Origin of the sequence: Vibrio sp. CCUG 15886 (assembly GCF_028570825.1) — a bacterium.
In the GTDB taxonomy this organism is placed as follows: domain Bacteria; phylum Pseudomonadota; class Gammaproteobacteria; order Enterobacterales; family Vibrionaceae; genus Vibrio; species Vibrio vulnificus_B.
The window spans coordinates 1-21,417 of sequence record NZ_JAQQBT010000014.1 but is presented as its reverse complement, the minus strand read 5'-3'; the positions used below and the strand labels follow the sequence as shown (position 1 = coordinate 21,417).

Here is a 21,417-nt window from a genome sequence, read left to right as displayed (position 1 = left end):
AAACAAAAGGCGCATTTTGCGCCTTTTGTCTTTTCATTCGTCTAACGGAGTAAGTCTTACTCTTCAAGCAACACGGGCTTTTCCACGCAGTCTCGATCGTCTTCATCTAATAACAGTAACGTTTCTACTTCCAAACGACGTGAAGATTTTTTGCCTAAAAACGCCACATAGCTGTCGACGCTGGCCAAGCGGTTAACCACAAATCCTGGGAGGGTCTGATTAAACTCGAGTGTCGAATATTCCTCTCCACTACAGGTTTCAAACGTTTCCCCATCCCAATACCCTTGGACCAACTCCAAGCCCTCGCGCGCTTGCTGCTTGGTCTCTTTAACCAATGCATCCGCTTCGTATTGGTAGCGCTGCAACTGTTCTTTTTGGATAGGGAGAACTTTCCCGTTAAGGCGATACTGCTGATAAACCGCATCCCCTTCAACATTAAATCGAACGTGGATTCGATAAGGTACTAAGCCTAACTTGCTATCAAGCTGCTCACCTTCTCGAATCAACTCTCGTAATGCGCCTTCATCCCAGCGATATTCGCTTTGGTACCAACCGTAATCACCAGAAAAAACATAGTCCGACGCTTTATGCGGCCCCGTCAGTTTGTCCGTCACCCAATAGAAACTCGTCGCATCGCCCATCGTCTGGCCACCAGAGAAATGAGTGAATTGTTCAAGATTTGGTCTTGGTGCTGAAGAACAACCAGCAAGGATTAGGAGGGCAGTCAGGGAGAGCAGTCGTTTTTTCATGATGTCAGGCAATTTAAAAAAGGCACCGGAGAGAATCTCCGGTGCAGAGCAATTAGTTTACTGATTCTTTCAGTGCTTTACCTGCTACGAATGCAGGAACGTTTGCTGCAGCGATTTGGATCTCATCACCCGTTTTAGGGTTACGGCCAGTACGTGCTGCGCGGTGGTTTACTTTGAATGTACCAAAACCAATTAGTTGAACCTGGTCACCCTCTTTTAGTGCGTCAGTCACACCGTTAAGAGTAGCTTCAAGAGCAGCTTTCGCTTGTGCTTTAGATAGGTCTGCTTTCTCTGCGATAAAGTCGATTAATTGGGTCTTGTTCATTAGGTTTCCCTTCTCATAGGTTATCGAATTCATTTCACTCTAAAGCATAAAGCCCCCGTCTGGCAAAGGTTTGTCGTCATTCTTTCGCTTCAATGCCTTACTTTTAACCGTTTTCTGAGTAATAACTCACAAATTGTTACCGAATAACCACATAAAGCTCTTGGATTTCAGCCTCAAAGCACCTATTTATAAGGGGCTGCCATACTCCTATAATACGATTTACCTCACGGCAGATGTGATTGAGGGATTTCTTCAAGGGCAACTATGCTACTGCTTACTATCTATATTTCGATTGCTATTGGTGTTTCCTTTATTTGTTCGGTGCTAGAAGCCGTCTTGCTCAGCATCAGTCCGAGTTACATCGCCCAACTCAGACAACAAGGGCACCCAGCTGCGGCACAACTGACGAAACTCAAAGCGGATATCGATCGCCCACTGGCTTCCATCCTGACGCTGAACACCATCGCTCACACCATTGGTGCTGCGACAGCGGGTGCGCAAGCGGCAGTGGTTTTCGGCAGCGAATGGTTGGGGGTATTCTCTGGTGTCCTAACGCTCGGTATTCTTGTGCTTTCGGAAATCGTCCCTAAAACCATTGGAGCCACTTACTGGCGACAACTGGCGCCTTCAGCCGCCAGCACCTTGCGTTGGATGGTCTGGGCCCTAACACCCTTTGTCTGGTTCTCTGAGCAAATCACCAAGCGTCTTGCTCGCAATCAAGAAACCCCAAAAATGCGCGATGAGCTGTCAGCCATGGCGATTTTGGCGCGTGAAAGCGGCGAGTTTGCTGAGGGCGAGTCTAAAATTCTGAGTAACTTGCTCGGCATTCAAGATGTGCCAGTAACACAGGTGATGACGCCTCGACCAGTGGTCTTTCGCGTTGAAGCAACCATGACCATCAACGAATTTTTGGCACAACATAAGGAAACGCCTTTCTCACGCCCACTGGTTTACAGCGAGCAGAAAGACAACATCATTGGTTTTGTCCACCGCTTAGAGCTATTCAAACTGCAGCAATCTGGGGCAGGAGAGAAACAACTGGGTTCCGTGATGCGCCCTATTCACGTCATCATGAACACGCTTGCTTTGCCTAAAGCGTTTGATCAAATGATGGCAAAACGCTTGCAGCTTTCTATCGTGGTTGACGAGTATGGCACCGTGCTCGGCCTCGTCACCTTAGAAGATATTTTTGAATATCTACTCGGGGAAGAGATCATCGACGAAGCTGACAAGAGCCAAGACATGCAAGAACTGGCTTACCAACGTTGGGAACGCTGGAAAAACAAGCATGGCATGATTGAAAGCCGCGACGACGATGAAGATGAAGGAAGTAACGACAAAACGAAGTCGTAGCTTACTCAAGTGTCAAAACAACAAAAGGCTCCATTGGAGCCTTTTGTTTATCATTACGACAGAGTGATGCCCAAGTTGCTGATCGGATCATCTCTCAACTCTTGGCGTAAATCTTTAATCAAGTCGATATCACGCTCTTGTGCTTCACGTAAAGGACGGAAAATCGCCCACTGCACATCCCATTCAGCACAAACCGCTTCGTTCGCTTTCTGGTTTTCATTGGTGATCGCTTCACTGCCTTGAGCTTGCTCTAAATCCACCACCGTTTGCACCGACTGCTGACTGATCTTAATCATAGAGTCGAACAGATAGTCGCGATCAAGCAAACCGTGCAATAAGGTGGAGAGAGATTGACACGCATCCATGGCCGGATAAACCGCATAAAGATCGAACTCTTCCGCGCTAGGGAAGAGCTCTTCCAACTTCTCAAGTTGACGCTCAAAATTCACCTTAGCGTTTTTCACCGTGAGAATTTCCCATACACTGTCTAAAATGTTGCGATAACCTCTTGGTTCCGCGAAACCAGTGCTATCACAAAACATGGCGTAGTTCGGGTACATACGTTCACACAAACACGTCATGAAGGTTATTTGTTGCCAAGGTTCCAGTTTTTCTAAACGGACCTGTAGGGGATTCTGTAGCATAATCACTCAATCATTGCGGAAAAAGACAGCGGAAGTGTACTTGATTCGCCACAGGGAAAAAAGTTAATGCATCAGTCAAAACACAAGATTTTCATTGTTACCGAAGACAACGAGACCTATCGCCAACTGCTTGCTGATCACGCGTTACCCGATTTAGCACTCACTGAGAACATCGAGCAAGCCAATATCATCCTCGCGGCGCCACCTCACATTGCGCCACGCTTGTCTGAGTGCCACCAGCTCGAATGGCTACAATCGACTTACGCTGGCGTGAACGCGCTCATGCAACCTGAGTTACGACGAGATTACAAGCTAACCAATGTCCGTGGGATTTTTGGCCCCTTGATTGCGGAATACGTCATCGGCTACGCCATTCAACACTATCGCCACTTGGCCCGCTATGCGGAGCAGCAACAGCAACGTCTCTGGCAACCGCATCCCTACTCTTCCCTAGAGGGCAAAACGATCACCATCTTAGGCACTGGGAGCATAGGTAATCATCTTGCGCATGCCTGCTCGGCGATGGGGTTACACACCATTGGCGTCAATCGCACAGGCATTCCGCCAAACGGTAGCCATTTTCAGCAAACCTATCACATCAATGAGCTGGCAGCGGCCTTGAAGCAAGCGCACATCGTGGTCAACACTCTGCCTAGCACAGAACACACTCACCACTTGTTGAACCAAGCGAGCCTCAGCCATTGTCGTCATGCTCTATTATTTAATGTTGGACGTGGGGACGTTATTGACAATGCGGCACTACTTTTGGCGATTAAAAATCACTGGGTTGAACATGCGTTCTTAGATGTATTTGAACAAGAACCCCTCGTCACGGATCATCCATTTTGGGGGCTCAAACAAATCACTATCACGCCGCATATTGCCGCGCTGAGCTTTCCTGAGAAAGTGATGGCGCTGTTTGCAGAAAATTACCATCGTTGGCTTGAAGGGTACCCGCTCAACCATCAAGTCAGCTTCACCAAAGGGTATTGATGCATGCCACTTGAGCCGCTGTTAACTCAAATCCGGGCTTGCCAAGTGTGTGCCTCCGCCTTGCCGCTAGGTGCTAACCCTGTGGTTCAAGCTCACTCAGAGGCGAAAATTTTGATCATCGGACAAGCGCCAGGCACCAAAGTCCACCACACTTCCATTCCGTGGAATGATGCCAGTGGTAATCGCTTAAGAGTGTGGTTAGACATTGAAAAGCCGACTTTTTATGACCCAAAACAGATCGCCATCATGCCGATGGGATTTTGCTATCCCGGACGAGGGCAATCTGGCGATCTTCCGCCACGAAAAGAGTGCGCACCACTGTGGCATGAGGCCTTACTGAAACACTTACCCAATATCGAACTGACACTGTTGATTGGTCAATATGCACAAAACCGTTATCTGTCGAACAAACCAAAAACACTGACTGAAACGGTACAAAATTGGCAAGCTTGGCTACCCGATTACCTGCCACTTCCTCATCCCTCGCCAAGAAATACACTGTGGTTGAGAAAGAATCCTTGGTTTGAAGAACAAACCGTGCCCTACCTTCGCCAACAAGTGCATCAGCTACTTTCCCCGAGCAAGGTTGAGATCTAAAAAGCATTGAGATCATGGCAACCCAAAAGCACCTTTCGCTGTACACCGCTGAGGTAGAACCGACAAACAAAAAACCAGCCGAAGCTGGTTTTTAATGGCTAACAGAGAGTGCTTTTTATTGGTGGTATGGCTTAGAAAGCTCGTGAACCGCCTCAACAAAGACACCTGCGTTTTCTGGTGGAACGTCAAGATGGATACCGTGACCCAAGTTGAACACGTGTCCAGTACCACCATGGCCAAATCCTTCTAGGATAGAGGCCACTTCTTCACGAATGCGATCGTGAGATGCGTAGAGCATCGATGGATCCATATTGCCTTGCAGGGCCACTTTGTCACCGACACGCGCTTTTGCGTCTGCAATGTTGATGGTCCAATCAAGACCAACGGCATCACAACCCGTAGCCGCAATCTGCTCTAGCCACATGCCACCATTCTTCGTAAAGAGCGTCACGGGTACACGGCGGCCATCGTTTTCACGAATCAGGCCATCCACAATCTTATGCATGTATTGCAGTGAGAAGAGGTTGTAGTCACGCGGCGTCAGTACGCCCCCCCACGTATCAAATACCATCACTGATTGCGCACCTGCTTTAATTTGCGCGTTTAGGTATTCGATAACGCTGTCTGCTAGCTTATCGAGAAGTAGGTGCAGAGTTTGTGGTTCTGCGTACATCATTTTCTTGATCTTAGTGAAGGCTTTTGAGCTGCCGCCTTCAACCATGTAAGTGGCGAGTGTCCACGGGCTACCAGAAAAACCAATCAGCGGTACGTCACCGTTCAAGTCTTTGCGGATTTGACGCACAGCGTTCATGACATATTGCAGCTCACCTTCTGGATCCGGCACGCCGATTTTTTCGACGTCTGCTTTGCATGTGATTGGGTTATCGAAGATCGGGCCTTCGCCTGTTGAGAAGCGCAGACCTAATCCCATCGCATCTGGGATAGTCAGGATATCAGAGAACAGAATGGCAGCATCCAGCGGAAAGCGGCGCAGTGGTTGAAGAGTCACTTCAGACGCAAGCTCTGCATTTTTACACAAAGACATGAAATCGCCAGCTTGAGCACGCGTTGCTTTGTATTCTGGTAGGTAACGACCTGCCTGACGCATCATCCATACCGGTGTGCAATCTACAGGCTCTTTCAGTAATGCACGCAGATAACGATCATTTTTTAATTCAGTCATTCCGTAATTCCAGTTGTTAGGCTTTTTTATAAGAGCGCCATTCTAACACTGATTTAGCACAAAATACCGCCTGCTTTGCGCCCTGGATCAAGTTATTAACTTTTAAATCAATGCTTAGTTTGCACCCAACAAGTAACAGTGTTAAAAATTTGTTCGCTAGCGAAAACTATAATTACAAACTGAACACTCAGTGTTCAGCATCTCATAACGACATCTTACTTACCCCCTCCCTCTCGGAGGGTTTTTTTTATTTATTTTTCAACAAATTAAAAGGCCACCAATCTGGTGACCTTTCACATTTAAGTTGCATCTAATCAAGATTCACACACTTGTTTAATGATGCCTTTTACATAGCCTTTGCTGACATAAGTCGGACAAAGAGCCGCTCGAACCGATTTGGATTCGATAACATAATTTTCAAAATTTGCTAAAGCCGTCCCGACACAAACGGTGGTTGCCACTTCTTTTGCCAAGGCAAAATTCGCATTTTGTGGGCGATCTAAAGTGTACAGCAGCGCATTCGCTACTTTTTCATCCGCACAGTATTGAGATGATTGCTTCACCGCAGAAGCAAAAAATGGCACTGATAGAGACTTAGATACGTTCTGGTAAACTTTAACCCCTTCAGCAAAGCTCAACTCCGCTTTGGGCGATAAGGTTGCAAGCAGATTGCCATAATTCTCCACACAGCTTTCAGCAGAGTAACGCACGCACGGTTGCGCCGCTTTGACCAACTGTTCAGAGAAAGTTTGCGTGAAAGCGTCTGACTGACTCAAAAATGGATACACCTGTAGCACTTCTTGCCCAAGATAAATCGCTTTGTCGCTATTTCCCGCTTGGATAGACTGAGTAAAAGAACCCAGTGCTGCTTGCTCCACTAACGCCTTCCACTGAGTGTCACGCTGTGATGGGCGAATGTCGTTCGCATGTGCCAATAATTCTTGCCAACTTTGCGAAGCTTGCAGCGCCTTCAAATCTTCCATACTGTAAGCGTCGCTCGCACTGGCTGAAAAACTTAATGACATGCCTAAGAGAGAGAGAATGGTCTTCTTCATGTCATTAGTTCCAAGCTTGCTTGATGTACTTCAACGTCGAAGAGTCATACGCTGCATTCGGATTCAACGAAACATTCAGCACTTTGCCACCATCTGCTAATGCGAATGAAGACTTGCGAGCTTTAATTGACTCCTGACCTGCAAATTGGATCCTCTCTACTTTTTGGAACTCTGCTTTGTATAATTCGGCATGTTCAGTCGTCGTGCAAAGCTTCACCATATCGTCATAGATGTAGTTGATCAGACCACCAAGCCAACCGGTGGTTTTTACCGGGTCCAATCTTTCTTCCGAAAAGTTGTAGCCATCCCAAGCACTCCAATCGATATTGGCCTGCAGCGTTTGGTTTCCGCATGCACTTTGCACCTTCGCCATATTTTCCGTCATGGTTTTTTCAGTCAGCATCCGCTTCGCTTTGATCTCAATGCTGGCATTTGCGGCTCCTGACAATGTCAGAATGACCAAGGCACCTAACCAATAACTTGCTTTCATAATTCATACTCCATTATTTATAAGATTATCATTACAGAATAACATCCCGATTAGAGTATCAATAAAAGTGTCTCAAAAATGATTAAGTGCTGTTATTTTATACAGTTACGAGTCAGATCTCATATTAAGCAATGTTTGTTCTATTAATGCTCTAGCTATCGTGCCTGTTGGTGCGACGGGGGGCAAATTGTCACTGGTGAACCATTTAGCATCAGCTAACTCGCTGTAGTCTGGTTTCAACTCTCCTGCGTGGTAATCCGCTAAAAAGGCCATCATCATACTGGAAGGAAATGCCCAAGGTTGGCTGCCAAAGTAACGAATATTGGTCACTTCAATACCGGTTTCTTCTTTCACCTCTCGAGCGACGCACTGTTCCAACGTTTCACCGACCTCGACAAAACCAGCGATCACGGTATACATACCACTGCGGTGTCTGGGGTGCTGTGCCAACAAAATATGCTGCTGTTTCCGCACCGCAACAATAATACATGGGAAAATTCTCGGGTAATGCAAGGTCCGGCATTCCCCACACTGCATCGCGAGTTGGTTGTGATTGAGGTGGTTGCGTCCACCACACTGAGGACAAAAACGCATTGTTTGCGTCATATAGCCATATTGAATGGCTTTGCTCATGAGCAAAAAGAGAGGTTCAGGAAAATGCAAACACTCACGCAGCGAGTGCATTTCTAAACTCTGCTCGACATCTGCTTCGTTGAGCCACATGACGGGATGGTTGTTATAACTGCCGATTTTCTGCGCCTTTTCTGCCACTAAGTTGAGCTCATTGCTTGTTGCAAGGGGAAGTTGCCCGTCCACCAGCCAAAGGTCACTGCCCGACACAACGCACCAATATGCTTTCTGGCCATGCTTACTGTCACTATTCGATAACATTCCTATTCCTCATTGCTTGCAGTTGATTCATTTTACTGGCAATCTAATTTCATACCAGAATTTGTAGACGATGTCGTTTCAAGCTATAAATTCTAGGAAGGACAAGAGTTTGTATCCGGTTGGTCAACTTGCCAAGGTACTGGCTTCACTATGCAAAGGAAACGATCACGGTTTCGTGATGAGCTCATGAGGGCATGGTCATGCTAAAAAAATTCAAACAAACACAAGAACAATGGGGTGGCTCTAGTGAAGTCATTGACCATTGGTTAGAAACTCGTCAATCGTTGATTGTCGAATATTGTAAGCTTGCTGCACTGCAGCCCTGTTCAACCAAATCCAACGTTTTAGAACTTCCCTCTCCCCACGAATTACAACAATTCTGTCAGCACTTAGTCGACTATATTTCTGAAGGCCACTTTAAGATTTATGACATGGTCATGGATAAATGGCGCGCGACAGGTTTTGAAGCCACGACAGAGATTAATGAAACCTACGCAAAAATCGTACTCACGACCGAACCTTTGCTCAGTTTCACAGATATGTACGCAAGTGTGGGTGAAGATGATCCTCTTGAAAGCTTCGAACCCGATCTCTCGAAGGTTGGCGAGATCATTGAATTACGCTTTGAGGTCGAAGATCACTTGATTCAACTGATTGCCGATAGCCTTTCCGTCCCGCCAGGCGCTTAGCTATCCATCAAGCCTCCGATTTCGATTGTCTCGATAAACCCGCTGTATGCGGGTTTATTTTGTCGCTAGACAAACGATGTGCAAGCAATAGATAAACAAAAGGCACCTCGAAAGGTGCCTTTTTTATGCTTCAATCAGCGATTACTCGTCTGAAGAGAAACCTGCGTTCAGTAGCGCCGCTAGGTTATCCGTTGCTTGCGCAGCAGATGGGCCTTCTTGCTCTTGAGCACGTTTCGCCTGACGATCTTGGTGGTACGCAAAACCTGTACCAGCAGGGATCAGACGACCTACAATCACGTTCTCTTTCAGGCCACGTAGATCATCACGTTTACCAGAAACTGCTGCTTCTGTTAGTACGCGAGTCGTTTCCTGGAACGATGCTGCAGAGATGAACGATTCAGTCGCAAGAGACGCTTTAGTGATACCTAGTAGCTCACGTTCGAAGCGAGCTGGCTCTTTGCCTTCTGCTTCTAGATTACGGTTAGCAATCTTCACTTGTGAGTATTCTACTGTCTCACCTGGTAAGAACTCAGAGTCACCAGCATGCGTAATAGTACACTTACGTAGCATCTGACGAACGATAGTCTCAATGTGCTTATCGTTAATCTTAACGCCTTGCAGACGGTAAACTTCCTGAACCTCGTTCGCGATGTACTGGGTCACAGCGTGGATACCACGTAGACGCAGGATATCGTGTGGAGCTTCTGGACCATCAGCAATTACGTCACCACGTTCAACACGCTCACCTTCGAACACGTTCAACTGACGATGCTTAGGAATCATCTCTTCGTATGTCTCACCACCCTCACGAGTGATAATCAGACGACGCTTACCTTTGGTCTCTTTACCGAAGCTTACAGTACCAGAGTATTCTGCAAGGATAGCTGGCTCTTTCGGCTTACGAGCTTCAAATAGGTCAGCTACGCGTGGTAGACCACCGGTGATGTCTTTGTTACCGCCCGATTTCTGAGGAATACGAGCTAGAGTGTCACCAATGCCTACTTCAGCGCCATCTTCGATGTTCACGATCGCTTTACCAGGTAGGAAGTATTGAGCTGGCATATCAGTACCAGGGATCATTACATCGTTACCTGCCGCATCAACAAGTTTGATAGCTGGACGCATATCTTTACCTGCTGCTGGGCGAGCCGCGGCATCCGTCACTTCGCTTGAAGATAGACCTGTTAGATCGTCTGTTTGACGAGAAACAGTTACACCATCAATCATGTCAACGAATTGAACACGACCTGCCACTTCAGTGATGATTGGCATGGTGTGCGCTTCCCAGTTTGCTACTGTTTCACCAGCAGTTACTGCGTCGCCATCTGCCTTGCTCAGTGAAGAACCGTAAGGCAGTTTGTGTTTCTCTTTGGTACGACCGAATTCATCAATGATAGTCAGCTCAGAAGCACGAGAAGTGATTACTAGCTTGCCATCTTTATTGATAACGAATTTCGCGTTGTTCAGCTTAACAGAACCGTTGTTCTTAACTTGAACGCTGTTTTCTGCTGCTGCTGTCGATGCCGCACCACCGATGTGGAACGTACGCATTGTTAGCTGTGTACCTGGTTCACCGATAGACTGAGCAGCAATTACACCCACTGCTTCACCTTGGTTCACTAGGTGACCACGTGCTAGGTCACGACCGTAACACTGCGCACAACAACCAAAGTCAGAGTCACACGTTACAACAGAACGTACAGTGATCTTGTCAACTGAGTTGTCATTGATGATCTGACACCATTTCTCATCCAATAGCGTGTTACGCGGGATAAGAATTTCTTCAGTACCAGGCTTAACAATGTCTTCAGCAACCACACGACCTAGCGCAAGCTCAGTCAGTGCTACTTTAACGTCACCACCCTCGATATGAGGCATCATTTCAACGCCTTCTAGCGTGCCACAGTCGTGTTCTGTTACAACCACGTCTTGTGCTACGTCTACTAGACGACGAGTTAGGTAACCCGAGTTCGCTGTTTTCAGTGCCGTATCCGCAAGACCCTTACGAGCACCGTGCGTTGAGATAAAGTACTGAAGTACGTTTAGACCTTCTTTAAAGTTTGCAGTGATCGGCGTTTCGATGATTGAACCATCTGGACGCGCCATCAGACCACGCATACCCGCTAGCTGACGAATCTGAGCTGCAGAACCACGAGCACCTGAGTCCGCCATCATGTAGATGCTGTTGAAAGACTCTTGTTGCTCTTCTTCACCGTCACGGTTGATAACCGTTTCAGAAGAAAGGTTCTCCATCATCGCTTTCGCTACGCGATCGTTGGTTGATGCCCAAATATCGATCACTTTGTTGTAACGTTCGCCCGCAGTTACAAGACCAGACTGGTATTGTTCCTGGATTTCACGTACTTCTTCTTCCGCTTCTGCGATTTCCGTGTACTTCGCTGGTGGTACAACCATGTCGTCGATACCAACAGACACGCCAGAAAGTGCAGCGTAAGCAAAACCGGTGTACATGATTTGGTCAGCGAAGATTACTGTGTCTTTCAGACCTAGCTTACGGTATGCCTCGTTAAGTAGGTTAGAAATCTGCTTCTTACCTAGCTTTTGGTTAACGATGCTGAACGGTAGGCCTTTCGGTACGATTTGCCACAACATTGCACGACCGATAGTGGTATCCACCATCTTGGTTTCTGTTGTGCTATGACCATCTTCATCTACCACTGTCTCAGTGATACGAACTTTTACGCGAGCGTGTAGCGCCGCAGTTTTAGTGCGGTATGCTTTTTCAGCTTCAGCAGGACCTGCTAGGTACATGCCTTCGCCTTTCGCGTTGATCATTTCACGAGTCATGTAGTACAGACCCAATACAACGTCCTGAGAAGGTACGATGATCGGATCACCTGACGCTGGCGACAGAATGTTGTTTGTCGACATCATCAGAGTACGAGCTTCAAGCTGAGCCTCTAGTGTTAGAGGTACGTGAACCGCCATTTGGTCACCATCGAAGTCCGCGTTGTACGCCGCACACACTAGTGGGTGTAGCTGGATCGCTTTACCTTCGATCAGTACTGGTTCGAACGCCTGGATACCTAGACGGTGAAGTGTCGGTGCACGGTTCAATAGTACTGGGTGCTCACGGATTACTTCGTCTAGGATATCCCAAACGACCGCTTCTTCACGCTCTACCATCTTCTTAGCCGCTTTGATTGTCGTCGCTAGGCCACGAGTTTCAAGCTTGCTGTAGATGAATGGTTTGAACAGCTCAAGTGCCATCTTCTTAGGAAGACCACACTGGTGCAGACGAAGGTATGGACCTACTGTGATTACAGAACGGCCAGAGTAGTCTACACGTTTACCTAGAAGGTTCTGACGGAAACGACCTTGTTTACCCTTGATCATATCAGCAAGAGATTTCAGAGGACGTTTGTTCGAACCTGTGATCGCACGACCACGACGACCGTTATCCAGTAGCGCATCAACAGACTCTTGCAGCATACGTTTTTCGTTACGTACGATGATGTCCGGAGCTGCTAGCTCTAGAAGACGCTTCAAACGGTTGTTACGGTTGATCACACGACGGTATAGGTCGTTCAGATCTGAAGTCGCAAAGCGACCGCCATCTAGTGGTACTAGAGGACGTAGATCTGGCGGAAGAACTGGAAGTACAGTTAGGATCATCCACTCAGGGTTGTTGCCTGAAGAGATAAACGCTTCAACCAGCTTCAAACGCTTAGTCAGTTTCTTACGCTTAGTTTCAGAGTTAGTGGTATCTAGCTCTTCGCGCATCTGCTCAACTTCAGCATGCAGATCCATTGAACCTAGTAGGTCCTTGATCGCTTCTGCACCCATTTTCGCAGTAAACTCATCGCCCCACTCTTCTAGACGATCCAGGTACTCTTCTTCAGTGAGCATCTGAGATTTTTCTAGATCCGTCATACCTGGTTCAGTGACTACGTACATTTCGAAGTAAAGAACACGCTCGATATCACGTAGAGGGATATCCATGAGTAGACCGATACGAGACGGTAGCGATTTTAGGAACCAGATGTGAGCAACTGGAGAAGCCAGTTCGATGTGGCCCATACGGTCACGACGAACTTTAGTCTGAGTAACTTCTACACCACATTTCTCACAGATCACACCACGGTGCTTCAGGCGCTTGTATTTACCACAAAGACACTCGTAGTCTTTTACTGGGCCAAAGATACGCGCACAGAATAGACCATCGCGTTCAGGTTTGAACGTACGATAGTTGATCGTTTCAGGTTTTTTAACTTCACCAAAAGACCATGAACGAATCATGTCTGGTGAAGACAGACCGATTTTGATTGCATCAAATTCTTCGGTCTTATGCTGTGCTTTCAGAAAGTTTAATAAGTCTTTCACAATCAGCTCCTGTAAGGAGTTAAAAGCAGCCAGCCGTGTGAAACTGGCTGCTTTCTACCAAATAACCCGGACGGATTACTGTTCGTCTTCTAGCTCGATGTTGATACCTAGCGAGCGGATCTCTTTCAACAGTACGTTGAACGATTCAGGCATGCCAGGTTCCATCGCGTGGTTACCATCTACGATGTTTTTGTACATCTTAGTACGGCCGTTAACGTCATCCGACTTAACCGTTAGCATTTCTTGTAGCGTGTAAGCAGCACCGTATGCTTCTAGTGCCCATACTTCCATCTCACCGAAACGCTGACCACCGAACTGAGCTTTACCACCTAGTGGTTGCTGAGTTACCAGACTGTACGAACCAGTAGAACGTGCGTGCATCTTGTCATCTACAAGGTGGTTCAGTTTCAGCATGTACATGTAACCTACGGTTACAGGACGCTCAAACGCATCACCTGTGCGACCATCAAACAGAGTTAGCTGACCAGACTCTGGCAGATCGCCAAGTTTTAGTAGCTCTTTGATTGATGCTTCAGACGCACCGTCAAATACTGGAGTCGCAATCGGTAAGCCACCACGTAGGTTGCCAATCAGAGTACGAACTTCTTCATCAGACAGAGAAGCGATGTCTACTTTCTGGCGAGTTTCGCCTAGATCGTAAACTTTTTGCAGGAATTCGCGGAATTTCGCGAGTTCTTGCTGCTCTTTAACCATCTGGTTGATCTTGTCACCAATACCTTTCGCTGCTAGACCCAAGTGTACTTCTAGGATCTGACCGATGTTCATACGCGAAGGTACACCCAGTGGGTTAAGTACGATGTCTACAGGCTGACCTTTCTCATCGTATGGCATGTCTTCAACAGGGTTGATCTTAGAGATTACACCCTTGTTACCGTGACGACCCGCCATCTTATCACCAGGCTGGATACGACGTTTCACCGCTAGGTAAACTTTAACGATCTTCAGTACGCCAGGCGCTAGGTCATCACCTTGAGTGATCTTACGACGCTTGGTTTCAAACTTCTTATCGAAGTCTGCTTTTAGCTCGTCGTACTGCTCTGCAAGTTGCTCAAGCTGAGTTTGCAGTGCGTCGTCTTCAAGAGTCAGTTCTAGCCACTTCTTACGATCAGTTGTATCTAGCTTCGCTTCAGAGTAACCACCTGATAGAAGAACCGCTTTAACACGGTTTAGAAGACCGCCTTCCAGAATCTGGAATTCTTCAGTTAGGTCTTTCTTCGCTTCTTTCAACTGCATCTGTTCAATTTCAAGCGCACGCTTGTCTTTCTCTACGCCATCGCGAGTGAAAACTTGAACGTCGATGATGGTACCTGAAACAGAGTTTGGTACACGTAGTGACGTATCTTTAACGTCAGATGCTTTTTCACCAAAGATTGCACGTAGTAGCTTCTCTTCAGGCGTTAGCTGAGTTTCACCTTTTGGCGTTACTTTACCAACTAGGATGTCGCCACCCTTCACTTCAGCACCGATGTAAACAATACCTGACTCGTCTAATTTAGACAGAGCAGATTCACCTACGTTTGGAATATCCGCTGTGATTTCTTCCGAACCCAGCTTGGTATCACGCGCCACACAAGTCAGTTCTTGAATGTGGATAGTCGTGAAGCGGTCTTCTTGAACTACGCGCTCAGATACTAAGATCGAGTCTTCGAAGTTGTAACCGTTCCAAGGCATGAACGCGATACGCATGTTCTGACCAAGTGCAAGTTCACCTAGGTCTGTTGAAGGACCATCAGCAAGCACATCACCACGTAGCACTGGTTCACCCGGCATCACACATGGACGCTGGTTGATACAAGTGTTTTGGTTAGAACGAGTGTATTTGGTTAGGTTGTAGATATCGATACCCGCTTCGCCAGGAATCAACTCTTCTTCATTAACCTTCACCACGATACGAGATGCGTCAACTGACTGGATAATACCGCCGCGTTTAGCAACCGACGTTACACCAGAGTCAACCGCTACGTTACGCTCAATACCTGTACCTACAAGTGGTTTCTCTGCTTTCAGAGTAGGAACCGCCTGACGTTGCATGTTCGCACCCATTAGAGCGCGGTTAGCATCATCGTGTTCTAGGAACGGGATTAGCGATGCTGCGATAGATACTACCTGGTTGGTTGCAACGTCCATGTAATCAACATGTTCGCGTGGGTGCAGACCAGATTCGCCTTTTTGACGAGCAGTGATAAGCTCATCGGCGAAAGTACCATCTTCGTTCAGCTTCGCGTTCGCCTGAGCGATAACGAATTGACCTTCTTCGATCGCTGATAGGTAATCCACTTCGTCTGTCACAACACCATCAACAACACGACGGTATGGCGTCTCTAGGAAACCGTACTCGTTACAACGTGCAAATGCTGATAGAGAATTGATCAGACCGATGTTCGGACCTTCAGGCGTTTCGATCGGACATAGGCGGCCGTAGTGAGTTACGTGTACGTCTCGAACTTCGAAACCAGCGCGCTCACGAGTAAGACCACCAGGACCCAATGCAGAAATACGACGCTTGTGCGTAACTTCTGATAGCGGGTTGTTTTGGTCCATAAACTGAGACAGCTGAGAAGAGCCAAAGAACTCTTTTACTGCCGCAGAAATTGGCTTCGCATTGATCAAGTCTTGTGGCATCACTGCGTCAAGATCGCCTAGGCTCAGACGTTCTTTCACTGCACGTTCAACACGTACTAGACCAACACGGAATTGGTTTTCAGCCATTTCGCCAACAGAACGGATACGGCGGTTACCTAGGTGGTCGATATCGTCCACTTCGCCTTTACCGTTACGGATAGCGATCAGCTTCTTCATCACTTCGATGATATCAGTTTCATCAAGTGTGCCTTGCTCTTCTGCATCATCACGGCCAATGGAGCTGTTGAACTTCATGCGGCCAACAGTCGATAGGTCATAACGCTCTTCAGAGAAGAACAAGCTTTCGAATAGAGCTTCAGCAGCTTCTTTCGTTGGTGGCTCACCAGGGCGCATCATGCGGTAGATTTCTACCAGTGCAGAAATACGATCAACAGAGCTGTCGATGCGTAGTGTTTCTGACATGAATGGACCATGGTCTAGATCGTTTGTAAACAGGACTTCTAGCTGCTTGTGGCCAGCTTGAGATAACTTAGCCAATGCTTCAAGGCTGATTTCCTGGTTCGCTGCAACGATGATCTCGCCAGTCGCTTCATTGATGTAATCTTTTGACGACACTTTGCCTACGATGTACTCAACTGGTACTTCGATCTGATCAACGCCTTCTTTTTCAAGCTGACGGATGTGGCGTGCCGTAACACGACGACCTTTCTCTACATAGACAGTGCCGTTTGCTTCGATATCAAACGTTGCCGTTTCACCACGTAGGCGATCTGGTACCAACTCCATCATTAGCGTCTGGTCTTTCACTTCAAAATTCACTTTTTCGAAGAAAGTATCCAAGATCTCTTCAGTGCTCTTACCTAGTGCACGAAGAATGATGGTTGATGGTAGCTTACGACAACGGTCGATACGTACGTACAGGTTGTCCTTAGGATCAAACTCAAAATCAAGCCATGAACCACGGTAAGGAATGATACGCGCGTTGTACAGAACTTTACCAGAAGAGTGAGTCTTACCTTTGTCGCTGTCGAAGAACACACCTGGGCTTCGATGTAGCTGAGATACGATAACCCTCTCGGTACCGTTAATCACAAAGGTACCATTGTCTGTCATGAGTGGAATTTCACCCATGTAGACTTCTTGTTCTTTAATGTCTTTTACAGTGCCTGCAGGCGCGTCTTTATCAAAAATAACTAGGCGTAGCTTTACGCGAAGTGGTTTTGAATAAGTTACACCACGGATTTGACATTCTTTAACATCAAAAACTGGCTCACCAAGACGGTAGCTAACGTATTGCAGCTCAGAATTACCATTGTAGCTCTGAATAGGGAATACAGAACGGAAAGCAGCCTCAAGACCGTACTGTCCTTCAGGATCCTGTTCGATAAATTTATCGAACGAATCGAGCTGGATCGATAGCAGGTATGGAATGTCCAAAACTTGTGGACGAGTACCAAAGTCCTTACGGATGCGCTTTTTCTCGGTATAAGAGTAAACCATGGGGTTCCTCAGCTCGCTGATAAGTGACCCAAACTGTCCGCCCGCTCCTAGTTTCTTAAGGGGGGTAAGGGACAGAGACTAATATAACTGTTTACTGTAGTGACATTTCATTGCGAATGAATGAAATGTTTTTTGCTTGGATAAAGGCGCTTAAACAGCAGGAAAATTCGCCTATACCCTACAGCGCAAAAAGGCCGGTGGTTAAAAAACCACCAGCCATTAGCCGTTAGGCTAGGAGACTAAGTAATAATTACTTGATCTCAACAGTTGCACCAGCTTCTTCTAGCTCTTTCTTAAGAGCTTCAGCTTCAGCTTTCTCAACGCCTTCTTTCAGTGCTGCTGGAGCGCCGTCAACTAGAGCTTTAGCTTCTTTCAGGCCAAGACCAGTTGCGCCACGTACTGCTTTGATTACAGCAACTTTGTTAGCACCAGCAGAAGCTAGGATAACGTTGAATTCAGTTTGCTCTTCAACAGCTGCACCAGCTGCTGCGCCACCTGCAACTACAGCAGCAGCTGCAGTAACACCGAATTTTTCTTCCATTGCAGAGATTAGTTCAACAACTTGTGTTACAGACATTTCTGCGATAGCGTCTAGGATTTGCTCGTTAGTAATAGACATAACAATTCTCTTTTAAGTCAACAATAAGTTTATTAAGCAACCAGTAAAAAGCAATGCGAATTACGCAGCTTCTTTTTGATCGCGGATAGCAGCGATAGTACGAACCAGCTTGCCTGCAGAAGCTTCTTTCAGACACATCATTAGACGTGCGATTGCTTCGTCGTAAGTTGGTAGCGTTGCTAGAACTTCAGCGTCAGTTAGCGCGCCTTCAAATGCAGCAGCTTTGATCTCGAATTTTTTGTTCTCTTTAGCGAAGTCTTTGAAAAGACGCGCTGCAGCACCTGGGTGCTCGTTAGAGAACGCGATTAGAGAAGGACCAGTGAAAGTGTCAGTTAGACACTCATACTGAGTACCTTCAACCGCACGGCGTGCTAGTGTGTTACGAACAACTTTCATGTAAACACCCGCTTCACGAGCTTGTTTACGTAGAGTAGTCATCGCATCAACAGATACGCCACGAGAGTCAGCTACAACTGCAGAAAGTGCACCAGCGGCAGCTTCGTTGACTTCAGCAACAATTGCTTTTTTGTCTTGAAGATTTAAAGCCATCTTGGATTAACTCCTGGTTGTTGTTACACCACTCACTATTATCACAACAGTGAGAGCTATTGAGGTGCTTTTCCCAGAAGAAAGGTAACTATTTACATAGAGCTTTCTGTCAGTTCGGGCACCATCTACGTAGGAAAATTAAGTCAGTTCGAAAACTGGCACCTACGGTCTTGGACGGAGACTGGGTCTTAATTCATAGAGTAACAAATTACTCAAAGAACCAAAGTTCAGCCCCAACCACAAATATTAGGCGCAAAATTATACATAATTTTTGCGCCTAAGCAAATAGATTATGCTTGAGTGTTCAGGGTACCCTGATCAACAGCAACACCAGCACCCATCGTAGTAGAGATGCTTACTTTCTTCAGGTAAGAACCCTTAGCTGAAGATGGCTTAGCTTTCTTAAGAGCAACTAGAAGTGCTTCTAGGTTCTCTTTGATTTGCTCAGCAGAGAAGTCTACTTTACCGATAGTAGTGTGGATGATACCGTTTTTGTCGTTACGGTAACGAACCTGACCAGCTTTAGCGTTCTTAACCGCTTCAGCAACGTTAGGAGTTACAGTACCAACTTTAGGGTTTGGCATTAGACCGCGAGGACCTAGGATAGTACCTAGTTGACCTACAACGCGCATTGCATCAGGAGAAGCAACAACTACGTCGAAGTTCATTTCGCCTTTCTTAACTTGCTCAGCTAGATCTTCCATACCAACGATATCTGCGCCAGCTTCTTTAGCTGCTTCAGCGTTTGCACCTTGTGCAAATACTGCAACGCGGATGTCACGGCCAGTACCGTGTGGCAGTACAGTTGCACCACGTACGTTTTGGTCAGATTTACGAGCATCGATGCCTAGGTTTACAGCAACATCAACAGACTCAACAAACTTAGCAGTCGCTAGTTCTTTAAGAAGAGCAACAGCTTCGTTGATTTCGTATTCACGAGTTACATCAACTTTTTCGCGGATAACGCGCATGCGCTTAGTTAGTTTTGCCATGATATTAACCCTCTACCACTAGGCCCATTGAACGAGCAGTACCTGCGATAGAACGCTTCATCGCTTCGATGTCAGCACCAGTCATATCAGCAGCTTTAGCTTCTGCGATCTCTTGGATTTGAGCGTCAGTTACAGTACCCACTTTTTCAGTGTTTGGACGACCTGAACCAGACTTGATACCAGCAGCTTTCTTCAGTAGAACTGCAGCAGGTGGAGTCTTAGTTACGAACGTGAAAGAACGGTCGCTGTATACAGTGATAACAACAGGAACAGGAAGACCTTTTTCCATTGATTCTGTTTTTGCGTTGAACGCTTTACAGAATTCCATGATGTTAACACCACGTTGACCTAGTGCTGGACCAACCGGTGGACTTGGGTTTGCCATACCAGCAGCAACTTGCAGCTTGATATAAGCTTCAACTTTCTTAGCCATGATAATACCTAATTCTTGGGTTCAAACGCTAATCTCTGATCAGCTCCCCGTTATCAACAAAACTTTTTGCTCAATAGAAGCAAAAAGGCGCGAAATTATAGTCATAATTCGCGCCTAGTACAAGCCCAATTAAGGTGCTTTTTTAATCAAGTTTTTCAACCTGACCAAATTCAAGCTCTACCGGTGTCGCTCGACCAAAGATCGATACAGACACTTTCAGGCGGCTCTTCTCATAATCCACTTCTTCAACCGTGCCGTTAAAGTCAGCAAATGGACCTTCGTTAACACGAACCACTTCACCCACTTCGTACATAGTACGTGGACGAGGTGCTTCACTTGCTTTCTCTAGGCGATTAAGAATCGCATCCGCTTCTTTATCAGAAATCGGAGCTGGACGGTCAGAAGTACCACCAATGAAGCCCATGACACGCGGCACACTACGAACGAGGTGCCATGATTCATCATTCATAATCATTTGAACAAGGACGTAACCAGGGAAGAACTTACGCTCAGACTTACGGCGTTGACCTGCACGCATTTCTACGACTTCTTCAGTCGGCACTAGAACTTCACCAAAATACTCTTCCATACCGTGCATTTTGATATGCTCACGAAGAGACTGAGCGACACGGCCTTCAAATCCAGAGAAGGCTTGAACCACATACCAGCGTTTTTTAGGAGCTTCACTCATGAATTAAAACCCTCTATACCCCAGTTGCGAAAGCAATTAGACGAACCATGATGCCGTCAATGCCCCACAGAACCAGAGCCATTACAATACTTACAGCCAAAACGATCAACGTTGTTTGCATAGTTTCTTGGCGAGTAGGCCAAACGACTTTGCGCACTTCCATACGTGATTCTTTGGCAAACACAATCGCTTCTTTACCTTTTGTTGTTGTTGCAGCCACACCAAGCGCAGCAGCAATAAGTACAACAACACCTGCAGCGCGAATCACCACAGAAAGTTCACCATACAGGTAATTACCCACAACAGCGGCAGCAAGCAGAACAAAAGTGGTTACCCACTTAAAGGTATCTGCTGCATTAGAGCTATCAGGAGTTTCAGCATTATTTGCTTTCATAAAACCAACCTGTCACAAGTCTTAATATAGACGACAATAACCCCGCTGTTGCAGGGCAAACTCCATATCGCTGCACACAGTTAGCGACAGCGTATTTATTCTGATTAAGCTTCACTTCTCAATCAATTCTTCTTCACTCAAGATAACCCTGCACAATAAAGCAGCAAAAATTATATTGAGCGTAGAAAAAGGGCATCAAATGATGCCCTTTTTACTAGCTGTTCGTCAAATCTTATTCAAAGATTTTAGCAACAACACCAGCACCAACAGTACGGCCACCTTCACGGATCGCGAAACGTAGACCTTCGTCCATCGCGATTGG

Annotated in this window: 19 protein-coding genes and 1 pseudogene; 4 read left to right on the top strand and 16 right to left on the bottom strand. The window is 46.6% G+C overall.

Features of this window, described 5'->3' with window-relative positions; genetic code table 11:
- Positions 1–56 precede the first annotated feature (56 nt).
- Positions 57–749, bottom strand: a complete 693-nt coding sequence (locus tag PQQ36_RS17990) for a DUF1481 domain-containing protein (RefSeq protein ID WP_043877347.1) — start codon at positions 747–749, stop codon at positions 57–59.
- 52 nt (positions 750–801) lie between these two features.
- Entirely contained in the window at positions 802–1,074 is a 273-nt protein-coding gene (gene hupA / locus PQQ36_RS17985) for a nucleoid-associated protein HU-alpha (RefSeq protein ID WP_011079212.1), read from the bottom strand.
- Positions 1,075–1,338: 264 nt separating this feature from the next.
- Between hupA and PQQ36_RS17980 the strand changes: the two genes are divergently transcribed.
- Positions 1,339–2,427, top strand: coding sequence for a CNNM domain-containing protein (locus PQQ36_RS17980; RefSeq protein ID WP_011079211.1), 1,089 nt, complete (start codon positions 1,339–1,341; stop codon positions 2,425–2,427).
- 53 nt (positions 2,428–2,480) lie between these two features.
- Here the strand turns inward: PQQ36_RS17980 and PQQ36_RS17975 are convergent, their stop codons facing one another.
- On the bottom strand, positions 2,481–3,071 hold the full coding sequence (locus PQQ36_RS17975; protein ID WP_026050345.1) for a YjaG family protein: 591 nt from the start codon (positions 3,069–3,071) through the stop codon (positions 2,481–2,483).
- Positions 3,072–3,137: 66 nt separating this feature from the next.
- On the opposite strand from PQQ36_RS17975, the gene PQQ36_RS17970 reads away from it, so the two are divergent.
- A complete protein-coding gene (locus PQQ36_RS17970; protein ID WP_045596057.1) occupies positions 3,138–4,064 on the top strand; it encodes a D-2-hydroxyacid dehydrogenase in 927 nt (308 codons plus the stop codon).
- 3 nt (positions 4,065–4,067) lie between these two features.
- On the top strand, positions 4,068–4,661 hold the full coding sequence (locus tag PQQ36_RS17965) for a uracil-DNA glycosylase family protein (protein WP_011079208.1): 594 nt from the start codon (positions 4,068–4,070) through the stop codon (positions 4,659–4,661).
- Between the two features lie 115 nt (positions 4,662–4,776).
- Here PQQ36_RS17965 and hemE read toward each other — a convergent pair whose 3' ends face one another.
- The 4 genes from hemE to nudC all read right to left on the bottom strand — a co-directional run bounded on the left by hemE (position 4,777) and on the right by nudC (position 8,280).
- The gene (hemE, locus tag PQQ36_RS17960) at positions 4,777–5,844 is read right to left on the bottom strand and encodes a uroporphyrinogen decarboxylase (RefSeq protein ID WP_011079207.1); all 1,068 of its coding nucleotides are present in this window, start codon (positions 5,842–5,844) and stop codon (positions 4,777–4,779) included.
- 314 nt (positions 5,845–6,158) lie between these two features.
- Positions 6,159–6,899, bottom strand: a complete 741-nt coding sequence (locus PQQ36_RS17955; protein WP_273661941.1) for a hypothetical protein — start codon at positions 6,897–6,899, stop codon at positions 6,159–6,161.
- Positions 6,900–6,903: 4 nt separating this feature from the next.
- Positions 6,904–7,389: a hypothetical protein gene (locus tag PQQ36_RS17950; protein ID WP_273661939.1), complete on the bottom strand. Its 486-nt coding sequence runs from the start codon at positions 7,387–7,389 to the stop codon at positions 6,904–6,906.
- 105 nt (positions 7,390–7,494) lie between these two features.
- Positions 7,495–8,280, bottom strand: coding sequence for an NAD(+) diphosphatase (gene nudC / locus PQQ36_RS17945; protein WP_011151379.1), 786 nt, complete (start codon positions 8,278–8,280; stop codon positions 7,495–7,497).
- Between the two features lie 194 nt (positions 8,281–8,474).
- Between nudC and PQQ36_RS17940 the strand changes: the two genes are divergently transcribed.
- Entirely contained in the window at positions 8,475–8,969 is a 495-nt protein-coding gene (locus PQQ36_RS17940; RefSeq protein ID WP_011079203.1) for an Rsd/AlgQ family anti-sigma factor, read from the top strand.
- Between the two features lie 141 nt (positions 8,970–9,110).
- Here the strand turns inward: PQQ36_RS17940 and rpoC are convergent, their stop codons facing one another.
- The 9 genes and pseudogenes from rpoC to PQQ36_RS17895 all read right to left on the bottom strand — a co-directional run.
- Positions 9,111–13,313 (bottom strand): DNA-directed RNA polymerase subunit beta', encoded by a 4,203-nt coding sequence (gene rpoC / locus PQQ36_RS17935; RefSeq protein WP_011079202.1) that lies wholly within the window; start codon positions 13,311–13,313, stop codon positions 9,111–9,113.
- A 75-nt stretch (positions 13,314–13,388) separates the two neighbouring features.
- Complete coding sequence (gene rpoB, locus PQQ36_RS17930; protein ID WP_273661937.1) at positions 13,389–17,417, bottom strand: DNA-directed RNA polymerase subunit beta; 4,029 nt, start codon at positions 17,415–17,417, stop codon at positions 13,389–13,391.
- Positions 17,418–17,667: 250 nt separating this feature from the next.
- Entirely contained in the window at positions 17,668–18,036 is a 369-nt protein-coding gene (gene rplL, locus PQQ36_RS17925) for a 50S ribosomal protein L7/L12 (protein ID WP_011079200.1), read from the bottom strand.
- A 60-nt stretch (positions 18,037–18,096) separates the two neighbouring features.
- The gene (gene rplJ / locus PQQ36_RS17920; RefSeq protein WP_011079199.1) at positions 18,097–18,585 is read right to left on the bottom strand and encodes a 50S ribosomal protein L10; all 489 of its coding nucleotides are present in this window, start codon (positions 18,583–18,585) and stop codon (positions 18,097–18,099) included.
- Positions 18,586–18,875: 290 nt separating this feature from the next.
- A complete protein-coding gene (gene rplA / locus PQQ36_RS17915; RefSeq protein WP_011079198.1) occupies positions 18,876–19,577 on the bottom strand; it encodes a 50S ribosomal protein L1 in 702 nt (233 codons plus the stop codon).
- A gap of 4 nt (positions 19,578–19,581) precedes the next feature.
- On the bottom strand, positions 19,582–20,010 hold the full coding sequence (gene rplK / locus PQQ36_RS17910; RefSeq protein WP_011151383.1) for a 50S ribosomal protein L11: 429 nt from the start codon (positions 20,008–20,010) through the stop codon (positions 19,582–19,584).
- A gap of 142 nt (positions 20,011–20,152) precedes the next feature.
- The gene (nusG, locus tag PQQ36_RS17905) at positions 20,153–20,701 is read right to left on the bottom strand and encodes a transcription termination/antitermination protein NusG (protein WP_011079196.1); all 549 of its coding nucleotides are present in this window, start codon (positions 20,699–20,701) and stop codon (positions 20,153–20,155) included.
- Between the two features lie 13 nt (positions 20,702–20,714).
- Complete coding sequence (secE, locus tag PQQ36_RS17900) at positions 20,715–21,095, bottom strand: preprotein translocase subunit SecE (protein WP_011079195.1); 381 nt, start codon at positions 21,093–21,095, stop codon at positions 20,715–20,717.
- Positions 21,096–21,327: 232 nt separating this feature from the next.
- Positions 21,328–21,417: pseudogene (locus PQQ36_RS17895) on the bottom strand (elongation factor Tu); the annotation flags it as partial.